Source organism: Desulfomarina sp., from assembly GCF_054039375.1.
Genome location: NZ_JBPLBA010000234.1, coordinates 12,907 through 28,059, shown reverse-complemented (window position 1 = coordinate 28,059; position 15,153 = coordinate 12,907). Strand labels below are relative to the sequence as shown.

At 52.1% G+C, this 15,153-nt stretch carries 13 protein-coding genes; 4 read left to right on the top strand and 9 right to left on the bottom strand.

The features are described 5' to 3' along the window. From ACXLDX_RS13210 to ACXLDX_RS13175, 8 genes are all read right to left on the bottom strand, one after another. Positions 1-1,261 (bottom strand): NAD-dependent succinate-semialdehyde dehydrogenase (locus ACXLDX_RS13210; protein ID WP_457577658.1); only part of this gene is annotated, 1,261 nt, incomplete at its 3' end. Positions 1,262-1,285: 24 nt separating this feature from the next. After that, positions 1,286-2,092: a 4-hydroxy-2-oxoheptanedioate aldolase gene (gene hpaI, locus ACXLDX_RS13205; protein ID WP_457577657.1), complete on the bottom strand. Its 807-nt coding sequence runs from the start codon at positions 2,090-2,092 to the stop codon at positions 1,286-1,288. Positions 2,093-2,232: 140 nt separating this feature from the next. Continuing rightward, positions 2,233-3,036, bottom strand: a complete 804-nt coding sequence (hpaH, locus tag ACXLDX_RS13200; protein WP_457577656.1) for a 2-oxo-hept-4-ene-1,7-dioate hydratase — start codon at positions 3,034-3,036, stop codon at positions 2,233-2,235. A gap of 59 nt (positions 3,037-3,095) precedes the next feature. Further along, on the bottom strand, positions 3,096-3,479 hold the full coding sequence (locus tag ACXLDX_RS13195; RefSeq protein WP_457577655.1) for a 5-carboxymethyl-2-hydroxymuconate Delta-isomerase: 384 nt from the start codon (positions 3,477-3,479) through the stop codon (positions 3,096-3,098). A gap of 76 nt (positions 3,480-3,555) precedes the next feature. After that, positions 3,556-4,407, bottom strand: coding sequence for a 3,4-dihydroxyphenylacetate 2,3-dioxygenase (hpaD, locus tag ACXLDX_RS13190; protein WP_457577654.1), 852 nt, complete (start codon positions 4,405-4,407; stop codon positions 3,556-3,558). A 2-nt stretch (positions 4,408-4,409) separates the two neighbouring features. After that, positions 4,410-5,870, bottom strand: a complete 1,461-nt coding sequence (gene hpaE / locus ACXLDX_RS13185; protein ID WP_457577653.1) for a 5-carboxymethyl-2-hydroxymuconate semialdehyde dehydrogenase — start codon at positions 5,868-5,870, stop codon at positions 4,410-4,412. 3 nt (positions 5,871-5,873) lie between these two features. Further along, entirely contained in the window at positions 5,874-6,644 is a 771-nt protein-coding gene (locus ACXLDX_RS13180; RefSeq protein ID WP_457577652.1) for a fumarylacetoacetate hydrolase family protein, read from the bottom strand. Then, positions 6,641-7,372, bottom strand: coding sequence for a fumarylacetoacetate hydrolase family protein (locus ACXLDX_RS13175; protein ID WP_457577651.1), 732 nt, complete (start codon positions 7,370-7,372; stop codon positions 6,641-6,643). The genes ACXLDX_RS13180 and ACXLDX_RS13175 overlap by 4 nt, the downstream gene beginning before the upstream one ends. Before the next feature lie 284 nt (positions 7,373-7,656). Here ACXLDX_RS13175 and hpaR point away from each other — a divergent pair, with 284 nt between their 5' ends. The 3 genes from hpaR to ACXLDX_RS13160 all read left to right on the top strand — a co-directional run bounded on the left by hpaR (position 7,657) and on the right by ACXLDX_RS13160 (position 12,232). Next, positions 7,657-8,124, top strand: a complete 468-nt coding sequence (hpaR, locus tag ACXLDX_RS13170; RefSeq protein ID WP_457577650.1) for a homoprotocatechuate degradation operon regulator HpaR — start codon at positions 7,657-7,659, stop codon at positions 8,122-8,124. Between the two features lie 75 nt (positions 8,125-8,199). After that, positions 8,200-9,147: a radical SAM protein gene (locus ACXLDX_RS13165; RefSeq protein ID WP_457577649.1), complete on the top strand. Its 948-nt coding sequence runs from the start codon at positions 8,200-8,202 to the stop codon at positions 9,145-9,147. Positions 9,148-9,487: 340 nt separating this feature from the next. Beyond that, complete coding sequence (locus ACXLDX_RS13160) at positions 9,488-12,232, top strand: C25 family cysteine peptidase (RefSeq protein WP_457577648.1); 2,745 nt, start codon at positions 9,488-9,490, stop codon at positions 12,230-12,232. Between the two features lie 243 nt (positions 12,233-12,475). On the opposite strand, the gene sthA is transcribed toward ACXLDX_RS13160, so the two are convergent. After that, a complete protein-coding gene (gene sthA, locus ACXLDX_RS13155; RefSeq protein WP_457577647.1) occupies positions 12,476-13,957 on the bottom strand; it encodes a Si-specific NAD(P)(+) transhydrogenase in 1,482 nt (493 codons plus the stop codon). Positions 13,958-14,146: 189 nt separating this feature from the next. On the opposite strand from sthA, the gene ACXLDX_RS13150 reads away from it, so the two are divergent. After that, positions 14,147-14,821 (top strand): hypothetical protein, encoded by a 675-nt coding sequence (locus tag ACXLDX_RS13150; protein ID WP_457577646.1) that lies wholly within the window; start codon positions 14,147-14,149, stop codon positions 14,819-14,821. The last annotated feature ends 332 nt before the right edge of the window (positions 14,822-15,153 follow it).

Genomic DNA, 15,153 nt, shown 5'->3' with positions numbered 1-15,153 from the left:
CATAAAAATAGGACGCGAGGCCGAATTCGGTATCATTGGCCATGGCGATGGCCTCTTCTTCGGTTTTGAATCTGAACAGCGGGGCGACCGGGCCGAAGATCTCTTCCCTGGCGATACGCATGGCCGGGGTGACATCGGTAAGGATGGTGGGCGTGAAATAGGTTCCCCCCAGCTCATGGCGTCTGCCGCCACTGACCACTTTTGCTCCCAGGGAAACGGCCTCGGCGACCAGCTCCTCAACCTTGGAGAGGGCCGCCATATCAATAAGCGGTCCCTGCTGCACGCCATCTTCCAGACCATTTCCGAGGCGCAGATCCGCAACCGCTCGGCCCAGTTTTGCCGCGAAGGTTTCATAAATACTGTCCTGGACAAGGAAGCGGTTGGTGCAGACGCAGGTCTGGCCCGCGTTGCGGTACTTGGAGATCAGGGCACCCTCGACGGCCCTGTCCAGATCGGCATCGTCGAAGACGATAAAGGGAGCATTGCCACCCAGTTCCAGGGAGATTTTCTTCAGGGTATCCGCGCACTGGCGCATGAGCAGTCTGCCGACAGCGGTCGAGCCGGTAAAACTCAGTTTTCTCACATCGGCATGGGCTGTCAGCACCGGGCCGATTTTGGAGGCACTTCCCGTGACCACGTTGAACACGCCGGGGGGAAGTCCTGCTCTTTCTCCCAGTTCGGCCAGAGCGAAGGCCGACAGGGGAGTCTGGCTTGCCGGTTTGAGCACCATGGTGCAGCCTGCAGCCAGGGCCGGTCCGGCTTTTCTTGTGATCATGGCGGAAGGGAAATTCCATGGTGTTATGGCGGCGCATACCCCGATCGGTTCACGCAGAATAATGATTTTTCGCTCCGGCTGGGGAGAGGGGATAACATCCCCGTATGTTCTTTTGCCTTCTTCGGCAAACCATTTTATAAAGGAGGCCGCATAGGTGATTTCACCACGGGCCTCAGCCAGGGGTTTTCCCTGTTCCGAGGTCATGATCAGGGCCAGGTCATCCTGGTGCTCCAGGATAAGAGTATACCAGTGCAGGAGGATATCGGAGCGTTGTGCTCCACTCTTCTTTTTCCAGGCGGGCCAGGCGGCAGAGGCGGCCTCTATGGCCCGTTCTGTTTCTCTTATGGAGCAGCGGGGGACAGTGGTGATGGTTGAAAGATCGGCAGGGTTATGGACATCCATGGTTCTGCCGGAATCGGCACTGATCCAGCAGCCGTCAATATAGCATCGGGACCGCAGCAGGTGGGGGTCGGAAAGATTCAGCATGGGAGACTCCTGAAAAAGAGGTTGTCAGTAGGCACCGTTTGAGGGCGGAGCCGGTGTCCTGTCGTCATTTTTAAAACGCGCTGCCAGTGAAGCCGTCGCGTTTGCCAGCAGGATGGTGTCCACGCCGACGGCGATAAACTGGGCGCCACAGTTTTTATAGTGTTCCGCAAGGGACTGGTCGGTCGCGAGGATACCCGGAGCCTTGTCCGCCGCCCGGATCCTGGCCAGTGCTCCGGAGATGACTTTTTTTACCTCCGGGTGACCCGGCCGGCCGAGATAACCCAGGTCAGCCGCAAGATCGGCGGGACCGATAAAGACACCGTCAACACCTTCGATTGCAAGGATATCGTCCAGGGCGTCCAGTCCTTTTTGGGATTCCACCTGGAGCAGCAGGCAGATTTCATCATCTGCCCTTTGCAGGTAGTCTGTTGTCCTGTTCCAGTCGGCGGCTCTCGCAAGGGCCGTACCGACACCCCGGACACCCCGGGGAGGATAACGGCAGGCGGCGACCATGGCTTTGGCCTGTTCCGCCGATTCGATCATGGGGATCAGCAGGTTTTCTGCACCGATATCCAGCAGTTGTTTGATGTTGGCGTTGGTTCCCTCCACGGGACGGACCACGGCTTCGGCGGGGGATCCTGCCACCACCTGGAGTTGGTGGAGGATGGTGTCCAGGGTATTGGGAGCATGTTCCCCATCTATCAGCAGCCAGTCAAAACCGGCGCCTGCACAGATTTCGGCACTGTAACCACTGGCCAGTCCCAGCCAGAATCCATACAGGACTTCACTGTTTTTCAGGGCCTTTTTGAACGGGTTTGTCTTTAATTTCATTTTTTCTTCCTTCCTGGTTCGGGGTCGGTTTTCCCAGAAAACCTTCGGCTGAAGGTTTTATTGCCGCAGTCGGAATTTTCATTGGCTTTTTGTACCCATTGGGCATAAATGGCCGAGCCATAGGGTCCGGCCATGCCGGTTTAGACAAAGCGACAGGATATGCCGCCAAGCGGGCCATAATCGGCATGGAAGGTGTCACCGGCGGCGGCACGAACGGGGCGGGTAAAAGAGCCGCCCAGGATGATCTGGCCGGGTTCCAGGGCGATACCGTGGGGGGCAAACCGTTTGCAGAGCCAGCAGATGCCGTTGGCCGGGTGGTTCAGTACCCCCGCGGCCAGGCCTGTTTCCTCGATCACCGCATTGCGGTAGAGCAGGGCGCCCGCCCAGCGAAGGTCCACGTCCGCCGGACGAAAGGGGCGGCCGCCGGTGATGATGCCCGCATTGGCGGCATTGTCCGAAATGGTGTCCATTACCTTGCGCGGCCTGCCGCTTTCCGGGTCAATGCGGTGTATGCGGGCATCGATGATCTCAAGAGCAGGAGTCATGAAGTCGGTGGCCTCAAGCACCTCAAAGATTGTCACATTTTTACCTTCCAGTTTCCTGCCAAGCACAAAGGCCAGTTCAACTTCAACCATGGGGTCAATAAAACGGCTGATCTCGATTTCCGAACCATCAGCAAAAAACATGGAGTCCAGCAGGGTGCCGTAGTCCGGTTCGTCGATCTGTGATGACTGCTGCATGGCACGGGAGGTGAGACCGATCTTGTGCCCTTTTATCACATGACCTTCATCGAGTTTAATCTTGATCCATTCATGTTGAATGGTGTAGGCGTCACCGATGCTCATCTCCGGAAACTGCAACGATATCTGGGAGATCTGGACGCCTGTTTTTTCCGCTTCATTGAGTTTTCGTGCCAGTTCCTTCGCCGTTTTCTGATCTATCATATTGTTTATCCTGATGTTGGTTTTTTGAGGCTGGGGCATCGAGTCCGGCTGTGCCGGATTCAGGTCTGAAACCGTTCGTGAATATTGCTCTTCTTCAGCGTGGGCCGGGAAAATTCTTTTAGCTCGAGGGAGAGCGCCAGGTAGCGGTTTCTTGATATTTCCCTGAAATGATCCGTTATCATGGCAAAGAGCTCTTCAGCCACCCGCTCCAGGTCGTCTTCGGACCGTCCGGCGGCCACGGTCAGGGAGCCATGGACAAAGGCGTAATCCTCCTCGCCGTCGGCAATCACGTAGTTATCAAGTTTGATGGCACGGGACCGGATTCCTGCAATGGGGAAGAGGCCATTCTGATTTATCAGGATGGCGTTTGCCTTTTCGAGCAGGATGTGGAAATCCGCCTCCTTTTCCAGGTTGTCGGTGTATTCTACAATAAAATGGGGCATGATATCTTCTCTCTGTTGAACGGTTTTTATTCTGAACCCAATATTCTGAACCTGGATATCCAGGTTTCAAGGTGATCTAAAGCACGGGAAAGACGGCGTTGATCTGACCTGTGCCCGAGCTTGGGAAATAGGGCGTCAGCACTTCCACTCTGCCCTGGTATTTATCCCAGCCAAGGGCTCCGAGGAGGATGGCCGTATCGTGCATAAAGCCTTCGCCATGGCATTTTTCCGCATATTCCGGCAGCATTTCAGTAAAAGTTTTCCAGTCTCCTTCCTGCCACATCTGCACAACCCGGTGGTCCATTGTTTCAAGGAAAGGTGACCAGCATTTGTGCAGATATCCTTCTGAGACCCCGTTCTGGGCGAACCTGTGGGAGAGCGAACCGCTGGCCAGCAGGGCCACCGTGCCATCGTATTCGTTTTCTATCGCCTGCCGCATGGCCCGGCCGACGACCGCGCTGTCCTCATGATTATGGACCATGCACTGGGCGGATACCGAGACAACCTTGAAGTGGCGGTCTCCGTTCATGTAGCGCATGGGCACAAGGGAACCGTATTCCAGGGCCAGGGTGGTATCATCGTGGGCCCGGGTATTGACTCCCGCGGCGGTGCATGATTCGGCCAGGAGTTTTCCGAGTTCCGGGTTGCCGTCATACTCATAGGCCATGTTTTTTATGAAGTGCGGCAGTTCGTTGCTGGTGTAGACTCCCTTGAAGTGGGGGGCCGAGTTGATATGGTATCCAGCGTTGACCAGCCAGTGGGTATCGAGAATGATCATGGTGTCGACACCCAGACTGCGGCAGCGGCGGCTGATTTCCCCGTGGCCCTCGATGGCGGCCTTGCGGCATCCCTTATGGGGGCCGTCAAGTTCCGAGAGATACATGGAGGGCACATGTGTGATTTTGGCTGCGAATGCTAGTTTTCCCATTATTATTCCTCCTCTTTTCCCCAGGAGGGGATGCGGTGGCTGCCGTAGGACATGCAGACGAATTTGGGTTCCGTAAATACTTCAAAGCTCCAGTGGCCGCCTTCCCTGCCTGTTCCGGAACCCTTGGTGCCACCGAAGGGTTGACGCAGGTCGCGGACGTTCTGGCTGTTGACAAAGACCATGCCCGCCTCGATAGCCCTGGAAACACGCAGGGCCCTGGTGCTGTTTTCGGTCCAGAGATAGGAGGAGAGGCCGTAGCTGGTATCATTGGCGATACGAATTGCATCGGCTTCATCCCTGAAAGGAATCAGGCAGGCGACGGGGCCGAAAATTTCTTCCCTGGCAATGCGCATTGAATTGTCAACATCGGCGAAAACAGTGGCTTCCACCCAGTTGCCGCCGGCGAGTTTTCCCGTGAATTCCGGGACGGTTCCTCCGGCCACCAGACGGGCTCCTTCCTTTTGCCCGAGTTCGATATAGCCGGTCACCTTTTTCCAGTGGTCGCGGCTGATCAGGGGGCCGATAACGGTTTTTTCATCCATGGGGTCGCCCACCATCAGGTTTTTTGCCCGTGCCGCAAATTGATTGACAAAGGTGTTATAGATGGATTCCTGCACCAGGATGCGTGAGCCTGCGGTGCATCTTTCACCATTGGCGGAAAAAATCATAAAAACAGCGGCGTCCAGGGAGCGTTCCGGGTCAGCATCATCAAAAATAATGAAGGGAGACTTGCCGCCCAGTTCCATGGAATATTTTTTCAGACCGCCCCTGGAGATAATCAGTTCGCCGGTTTCGGTGCTGCCGGTAAAGGAGATGGCCCGGACATCGGGATGGCGGACCAGGGCGTCTCCTGCGGTTGCCCCGAAACCGTGGACAATATTGAGAACTCCCGGGGGGATACCGGCTTCCAGGGCCAGTTGTCCGAGGCGGTCGGCACTCAGCGGTGAGAGTTCGGACATCTTCAGAACTGCGGTATTGCCAAGGGCAAGGCAGGGGGCAACTTTCCAGGTGGCGGTCATAAAGGGGACATTCCAGGGGGAGATCAGGCCGCAGACACCAACCGGTTCATAACTTGTGAAATTGAGGTGATCGCTGGTGTGGTAGGCCTCCCCGTCCATGTGGGTGCAGATTTCGGCAAAGAAATTAAAATTATGGGAGGCGCGGGGGATCAATCCTTTGCCGGTCTGGGAGATGACCTGGCCGGAATCTCTGGTCTCAAGGGCGGCGATTTCCGGAACATGGCGGTCGATCAGTTTCCCCAGCCTTCGCATCAGATCCGCCCGCTCCGAAGCCGGTCTTCCTGCCCAGGCGGGAAAGGCGGCTCCTGCTGCGGCCACGGCCTCATCTATCTCTTTCTTTCCTCCCGAGGCAACCGTGTCAATGACTTCGCCGGTTGCCGGGTTCAGAGTCTCAAAACTCTTGCTGCTGTCAACATTCCTGCCGTTTATAATATGCTTGATCATGGTTTACCTCGTCTGCTCCAGGGAAAAATAGGTTTTATCATTGACAATGGTGTTGACCAGGCGGCCAACCTGCTCAATTTCAGTTATGACTTCATCACCCGCCTTGACATCGGCAAGCCCTTCAGGGGTGCCGGTGAGAATGATATCTCCCGGATTCAGGGTCATGAATTCCGAGAGCCAGGCAATGAGGGCGGGAATGTCAAAAATCATATCCGCTGTTGTTCCTTTTTGTGTCAGCCTGCCGTTGACAAAGGTTTTCAGGGCCAGGGACATGGGGTTGTCAATATCATCACCATCCACCAGCCAGGGACCGAGCGGGGTGCAGCCGTCACGGTTTTTTACCGGCAGATTCGGCCTGTAGTAGTTTTCCAGGTAGTCCCGGACGGCATAGTCGTTGGCCACGCTGTACCCGGCTACATAATCGTAGGCGTCGGCGGTGCTGATATGTTTTCCGGCCCGGCCGATGATAACCGCCAGTTCACATTCATAATGCATATAAGCGGCATCATCCGGGCGGCGGGTTATACTGCGGTGGCCGGTCAGGCTGTTTTTCCCTTTCAGGAAGACCAGCGGATTCTCCGGTGCCTTGAAATCAAGTTCTGCCGCGTGATCCGCATAGTTCAGGCCGAGGGCGAAAATGGTACCGGGCTCAACCGGCGGTAGCCAGTTGACCTCTGTTTCGTCCAGGAGTCTGCCGTCCGCCAGGCGGACTTTCCCCTGCTGTTCCGTGATGCTCTGTATTGAACCGTTAATAAAAATTCTGCCCCGTTTCATATTTGTTTCTCCGCGGTTTTCAGCTTCTGCTCACCCTGCTTTTTTATTGAGAATTGAAGAGAACCAACTCCTTCAATTTCGATTTTGATCCTGTCTCCCGGCTTTGCGAGAGGAGCCTGGTAGCGTATTCCGGTGAGCAGGACGTCCCCCGGATCCAGGGTCATGAATTCCGAGATATCCGCGAGAAGCCGGTCCACCGGACGGTGCAGTTCCTTAAGGGTCCGGTGGCCCACCCGTTCATCGTTGACAAAGGTGCAGATCTCCAGCTTGGCCGGATCTTTAATTTTTTCCGCCGCAACCGGTTCGCCCACGGGACAGGCACCGTCAAAACATTTTTCCCGGATGGCCGGTCGAAAATAGCTGTGGTGGGGCAGGCTGAGATCGGCCACGGTGACATAAGCGGCTATGGACAGGGACGCTTTTTCCACCGACAGCCGTGCCAGTGGCCTGCCGATGACAACCCCGAGAACGCCGGCCACTTCAACGGTTTTTTTACCGGTTGGAAGGGAGACCACGCTTCCGTTTCCACTGATTGTATTACGGGGTTTCAAATACATAACCGGGCGATGGGGCGCGGCTTTGTAGGGGGGAGCTTTTAATTGTTCTCCCAGTAGAGACAGGGAGTGGCTGTCGTTGAGGACAACACCGTAGATCTGGCCGCCGGTGGCCAGGAGTGTTTCAGGAAATCCGGCTGGTTCATTTTCTCTGCTGTAATTCCATAAAGACATGGTTGATTCTCCGAGTTGGGACTGGTTTGTTTACTAATATGTTAGCATTATAATCACTAATATATTAGCTTGTCAAGACGTGAAAAATAATTATAATCAGTTTTATCAGGTAAACCGACGTGGCCGGACCTTACGGGTCGGCCATTTATGCCCAATGGGTATTTATGTCCAATGGGTATTTATGCCCAATGGGTACAAAAAGCCGATGAAAATCCCGACTGCGGCAGTACGATTTCCAGCCAGGGATGTTCACATAAATGTTGAGCAGGTATTTCCGGGAACATATGAAAACAAAAATAAAAAACAGAAATCTCCCCCTTCTTCTTTCCCAGGTTAGGGAGGTTGTTATCGCAAATTTCCGTCCCATTCTTCATTATTATGGCCTGACCGAGCAGCAATGGCGTATTCTGAGGGAACTGTTTGAGGAGGAGCTTGAGCCGAAGGAAATTTGTGAACGTTGCCAGATACTCAGTCCCAGCATGGCCGGTATCCTGAAAAGATTGGAAGAAACAGGCCTGGTACGCAAGAAAAAAATAGAGGGCGACCGGAGACGGGTATCGGTGTCGCTCACCCGGAAAGGTCGCAGCCTCATCGGAACAATGGTGCCCCTGGTTCAGCATCAATATGAATTGCTGGAGGAAGCCTATGGGAAAGAGCTGATCGTTCAGCTCTATCGTGCTCTTGATGATTTCATGCTGAAAAAGGGAACCGCAGTCAGGCGGATTAATCCTGCGGAACGGACCACGGGTTAATTTTCAAGGTACCATAAGGCGATGAGTTCCATTTTGACCTCTGAACCGTACCTGCTCGCAGGGAGGTGAAAGACAATGGTAATAAAGATAAGACAGGCGGCCGAATCCGGTGAACTGGCGGCTAAAATCGCCAGGGGAAAAGAGGTGCTGCGAAGCTGCACACTCTGTCCGCGCAACTGTTATGTGGACAGGCCGGCCGGAGAAAAAGGATATTGCGGTATGGCTGACCGGGTCGAGGTGGCCGGCTATGGACCCCATTTCGGTGAGGAGCAGGTGCTTGTGGGGGAGAAGGGGTCCGGCACGATTTTTTTCTGCGGTTGTAATCTTCGCTGCGTTTTCTGCCAGAATTATTCTATCAGCAACTGTTCTAAAGGAGAATGCGAGGAGGTGAGCCCGGAGCAGCTGGCCGCCATCATGCTTGAGCTGCAGGGGCGGGGCTGCCATAATATCAATCTTGTTACTCCCGGTCATATTGTTCCGCAACTGCTTCAGGCTCTCCAGCTTGCGGTTGAAGGGGGGCTGCGTGTACCTCTTGTCTACAATTGCGGCGGCTATGAGAGCATGACTTCCCTGAAACTTCTTGACGGCGTTATTGATATCTATATGCCGGATTTTAAGTTTTTATCACCAGAATCGGCCCGGCGTTACACGGGAGCGGCCGACTACCCTGAAATCGTAAAGCGGGCTGTCATCGAAATGCAGCGCCAGGTGGGTGACCTGCAGCTTGATGACAGGGGACTGGCGACACATGGCCTGCTGGTCCGCCATCTCCTGATGCCTGACGCGAAAGAGGATTCGGAGTCGATTTTTGCTTTTCTTGCCGAGCGGGTTTCCCTGAACTGCCATGTGAATATCATGGAGCAGTACCGTCCCTGCGGTATGGCGCGGGACTTTCCGGAGCTGGGACGGACTATTTCTGCAGAATATTATAATGAAATGATTGCCGCCGCGAAAAAATGTGGCCTTGCAGGAATTGAGTCAAATGATTTCAGTAAGTTGCTTGCCCGCCTGTTTTCTTCGTAAAGAATAATTTTTTCGTTTTCCGCCCTGGTATCCCGTCAACACTGCTCTGAGGTACTTAGCCTGTCCTTTTTCGCGCCATCCCGCCTGTGGCATATGTCACACAGTTCAACTATGCACTCAAAGCCGCAGCCAGACTGGCACAAAAAATTACGGTGCAATATTACGTCATTTCATCGTTGACATGACACTGGGGGAAGAAAAAATAATCGATATATACAATTTGTAATAAATTTGTAAGAAGCCGGTTGTATAGAAGAGATATGGATTACTGTTTGCAGCATTTTCCATTCTTTTTTATCTGGGACCCTGTATCGGGGTTCCTTTCTACCGGGGGGCAGTTATGAAAAAGATTACCCAGCATCTTTTTTTTCAACGAGATGATCTGACAGTGAATGAGACCATTGCAGGCACGAAGTTTACCCTCAGGGGGTGCCGGATTGAAGGACTGCCAGGGGCCCCGGCCTTTCCTGTAAAAAAGCTAAAAATTGCCCTGCCTCCGAAAATGCGGCCGGTGAAACTGCGGGTCAAGGTGGTCAATGATTTGCCGGTAACCCAGGGCAAGACATTTGTCGCCTGCATTCAACCTCCTGTCAGTCCGTTCATGCGTGAAAAAAACAGGGCAGACCAGGTTCTGCCTGACGAAAAATTATATCGAAGTGCCATGGCCGCAAAAGGTGATATTGGTGTTATGGGGCAGGTGCTGCATATCGGTAATTTCCCTGTTGCCGTGGTGGAGGTTTTTCCTCTGGGCTACGACAGTGACGGCACAGTACGGATGATAGAACACTGCATTCTCACCCTTTCCCTTGAACAGGATGACGATGTTTATATCAAGCCGCAGATCACCTACCACCAGAGGTACCGGGAACACTCCATTGTCCATGAAATGGTGGTTAATCCTGACCTGGTCCGCAGGACACCTCTGCATTTGAAAAAGGTGAAAAAAACGGCGGAGGTTCTGCCGGAGCCGGTGGATATTCCAGGCCGTATAACAAGAATCGGGGCACCACCCCTTCCTGTCCCCAGGCGGGTGGATTATCTGATACTGACGGATAATGATAAATGGGATGATCAGACCATGACGACCACCGGTTCAGCCGGGGACCTGGTGACGGAATTTAAAAGGCTGGCGTCCCATAAGAAAAAAAGAGGATACCGTATCCATGTGGCCAGAATAAGGGACATTGTCGACGGCAGTTACGGGGAATTTACTGCCGGTACCCGTGACCTGCAGGAGGTAATCCGCAATTTCCTTAAACATTTTGTGGCCTCCAGGGGAGTGGAATGGTTGTTGCTTGGCGGGGATGTCAGCATTATTCCACCCCGGCTGGTCTGCGGGTGTGCCTGGGGCCGTATTGAAAAGGGCTCACTTGATAAAAAAAATAAGTCGGAGTGGAAGGGCACCTACCTTGCCATGCATGTGGATGAAAGGGATTTCGGTCATGTGGATGATCACCTGACCAATTACAGGACTGGTGAGGCTATTCCTTTTGATCCCGGCGGCACATCAGATTCCACAACACCGGGCTGGTATCATACCACCGATTCGACATTTTCCGTCAGAAGCGCGGTTCGCACCGGCTGGATCAGGGTTAACGGCCCGAAAGCGGTGGTTGATGAAATCATGGTCTGGTACACATCGACCAATATGATTCCGACGGATATGTATTTTTCAAGCCTGTACAGCAATCTGTATAACCGGCCAGGTCTTCACGACTGGGATCTGCTGAATAATGGACTGTACGGCCAGCACAGTCATGACAATATCTCCCTGGACGGGGTGGATTTTTCCGTGGACGTGGGTGTCGGCAGGGCACCGGTGGAGAGCGTTGTCGAGGCAAAAACCTTTGTGGATAAGGTCATCACCTATGATAACTGGGGGGACAGTCATCGGATTAGTCAGTATAACCGCTTTAAAAAGATGCTCTTTGTGGCGGAGCACTGGGCCCGTTATTTTCATACCCTCACGCCGCAACCGGGCAACAGCATGCCTCCGGATAACGGGCATTTTTCTACCGATCAGGCTGGCGGTTATGCGCTTCTCCATGCCGGGCAATTTGCAAAGAAAAATGCTGCGGCAAAAATAATATGCCACTTCAGCGATGTGTCGAGAAAGGTGCTGCATTTTTCTCTTGAAGCCGACAGGAATAATCCCGGCTGGTATTACGCGCAATCGGCTCACAGTCTCAGCCCGAGTTGTATCGAAATTGACCTGGTATTTTTTAAATTCAGACTGCCGGTTCCCACCGAGTGGGTGGTCGTCTATGGTCCGGATGCGGATATTTCACCTCTTCGCTACGATGTGGATAAGGAGGGGGCGGACTCTTCCGTCACCCAGCAGGAAGAGTTACGTGCCTGGGTGCGCAGCAATCTTGGCCGGATCAATCAGGTACAGCGGCTCTATTCGGATGTGACCGACACGCCGGGCGGCACCCTCTCGGGAGCTGGGCTGAAGACGCTGACCAGTGAAAACCTGGAAGACGGGTTGAACGAAGGACCTCATTTTGTCAGCCTGACCGGCCATGGATCTTCCGGAGGAGTGGCTCACCTGAACGCGGGGTTGATGAATAACCTGACAAATGGCGATAATACCTTTATTGCCGTGGCCGATTCCTGTTTGACCAACAGGTTTGATGTGGACGATGCCATAGGAGAAAAGCTTGTGACTTACCCGCGTGGAGGCGCCGTGGCATACGTGGGAAACAGCCGCTACAGTTGGATTGGCGTGGGGGACGATTTCAGGCTCGCCTTTTTCAAGGCGATGAAATACACGAGAAACCTGGCCACGCTCAACGATTCACGCTGCTATCTTGCCGGTGACTCCAACGGTAGGCTCTACAAAATATGGACAATATTCGAGCAGACTTTGACGGGTGATCCGGAAATGAATGTATACCGTACGGATCTTGATGCTTATCCAAAATATATAGGCAATCATAAAACAAAGGAACTGCACCGGTCGACCTGCCAGTGGGTGAAGCGGATGGCCACCTGGAATATGCGGTATTACGACTCCATCGAAGAGGGAATAAACCTTGGGTACGATGGCTGTGCCTTCTGCCTGAAGGCATACGATCATGGCTGATTTTTTTTATTTTCAGAAAGAATAACAGAGCCGTCGGGGATGGAAGGGTAAAAGGGATCCTGATTTGAGGGCACATGTGCCGGGGGCGGCACAGGAGTGTATTCATTGAGGGCGAACAGCCCTCAAACCAGGATCATAGTTGAGCAGAAAGTCTGCTCAACCGGGGGAACTCCATAATGACAGAGTTATGCGGATCTGTCTGTTGTCAAAGTGTTACTGATTGTATCATTTTGTACAAAGGACTCAGCCGGCAGGGGTGTCGATCTGGTCGGAAGCGGACAGGGCGGCAATTTTCAGGGCTTCCGAGTACGTGGGGTAATTAAAGATGGAATCGATGAACAGATCAATTTTCGCGTTGTGGAGAAGGGCCATCTGGGCAATATGAATAATTTCAGTGGCTCCTCCGCCGAGGATATGAACACCGAGGATTTCCCTTGTATCCCGGTGGACGATCATCTTCAACATTCCCTCGCATTCACCGGATATCTGGCCCCTGGGCAGCTCATGGTACATGCATTTTCCAATGACGATTTTATAGCCTTTCTGCCTTGCCGCCTCTTCAGTGATGCCGATAAAGGAGATTTCAGGAATAGTGTAGATACCGAAAGGAAAAATCCTGGGGAAGGTTTCCGCCCGTAGTTTCAGGGCATGCATGGCGGCCAGCCTGCCCTGGATGATGGAAGTGGCGGCCAGGCTCGGCCAGCCGATTACATCACCCACGGCATAGATATGCGAGTGGTTGGTCTGGTAGAGTTCGTTGACTTCTATATAGCGGTGGCTGTTCAGTTCGATCCCGGCATTTTCAATGGCAAGGTTTTCCGTGTTCGCTTCTCTTCCCAGGGCAAAGAACAGGCAGTCCGCCATGATTTCACGGTCGCTGTTGAGCCTGAGCAGGGCGCCTTTGCCGGTGCGTTCTATGGAAAAATTCCCGCAGTTGTTGATATAGTCGATATTGCCTCTCGGGAAGTTTTCTCTCAGATGGCTGGAAATTTCCTCGTCAAGAAATTTCAGCAGTCGGTCACCCCGGTCAAGCAGGGTCACCTTCACACCAAGGGCGGCAAAGATGGTGGCGTATTCCGAGCCGATAACCCCGCCGCCAAGGATGATCAGCGTCTGGGGGATACTTTCGATATTCAGAATAGAGCTGGAATCGACAATAACCCGGTGGTCAAAAGGGATATCGGCCGGATTGCGGGGCTTTGAGCCGGTGGCGATCAAAATTCGCCGACCGCAGACTTCAAGTGGTTTATTTTTACCTAGCTGCTCAACTCTGATCCTGTTTTTATCAATAAAGGAGGCATGTCCACGGATAATCCTGATCCTGTGACGCTTCAACCGGCTGGAGATGATCGCGTGTTCTTCCTGGCGGACATGATGGAGCCGCTGTTGCAGTTTGGCCATGGAGATTTCTGCATCCCGGGTGGAACAGTAATCATCTTCAAAGACCTTTCTCTTCAGATGACCGGTCAGGTGAAGGACGGCTTCCCGCAATGTTTTGCTGGGGAATGTACCTGTATTGACACAGACACCGCCAAGGGACCCCTCTTTTTCAAGGACAAGCACACGCTTATTGGATTTCGCGGCCATAATTGCAGCCGCCAGACCTGCAGGGCCGGTACCGATAATGATGAAGTCAAACTGTTCGTCTTGCATGATTATGGGGGATTTGAGTTTGATATTTGAAAAACAGAAATTTCTCTCTATTCTACCACCAGTATGCTTCAATCACCAGTTTTCACCGGTGTTTTTCTGGCTTATGCCTGAGCGTAATTGGCCACAGGTGGTTTGCAGAATTAAATTTTCCCAAATTACAGAAAAATCCTGTCAAAATATTTACTTAATTGTTCCAATGGATTACAAATAAAGACCATGGAGTTGTTATAAGGCTCCAATCCTTGCAACCGTGGCTCGGTAATGTTTCTCAAAATAAAACATATAAAACCAATGGAATCTCAATCAACCAAATCTACCTGTACAATATGTGACGGCGAATTTTCTCGTTCTGGAATGGCAAGGCATATCAAAAGTTGTCTTGGGAAATATTTCAATTCAAATTCAAAGGGAAAAGTAAAAAAGCTTTACTATTTACATATCCATGCCACTTACAATCCAGACTATTTTCTCCATATCCTCATTGCAGAAAACGCACACCTTGAAGACCTGGATAATTTTCTCAGAGACATTTGGCTTGAGTGCTGCGGTCATATGAGTTCATTTATGCATTCCGCCCTGAGAGCTGAAATAAATATGGAAAAGAAGATCAATGAAATTTTTGAGCCGGGAGTAGCGCTTGGATATATGTATGACTTCGGTGATACAACAGAACTCACCGTAAAAAATATCGATATTTATAGTGGTTCAATGGGGGTAAACAAAAACATACAGATAATTTCCCGTAATACCCAGCCCCCAATTTTATGCGATGAATGCAGCAAAAATCAGGCTGAAATAATTTGTGTACAATGCCAGTGGGAAGGCGAAGGTTGGTTATGTCAAAAATGTGCTCAGAAACACGAATGTAATGATGAAATGTTTCTTCCAGTTGTCAATTCTCCACGGGCTGGTGTTTGTGGATATACTGGAGAGTAGATAAAGAAGAAGAGCGGTGGTGCTGATATCCCTTGTCTTTGTAATTCCTCACAGGAGCCACAGATTTTTGCAGGCTCTTCTCCGCTATAGGCCACCTATGCGGATAAAAGAGACCGTGAAAAGCTGGAGTGCCTGGGAGCAATTATCTGGCTTCGGTAACTGGAGCTGCAATGACCCGGATAAACTTTACTTCCATGGTAAGATATGAACAGGAATTGATGCAGTAAAATGGATTATTGAGGATTTTGCCGGGGAAAGTGGTTTTCTCTCATGAGATTTTTCAGAATTATTGTAAAATTTTCGATTTTTGAATAATTCTGCTGGAAAAATGT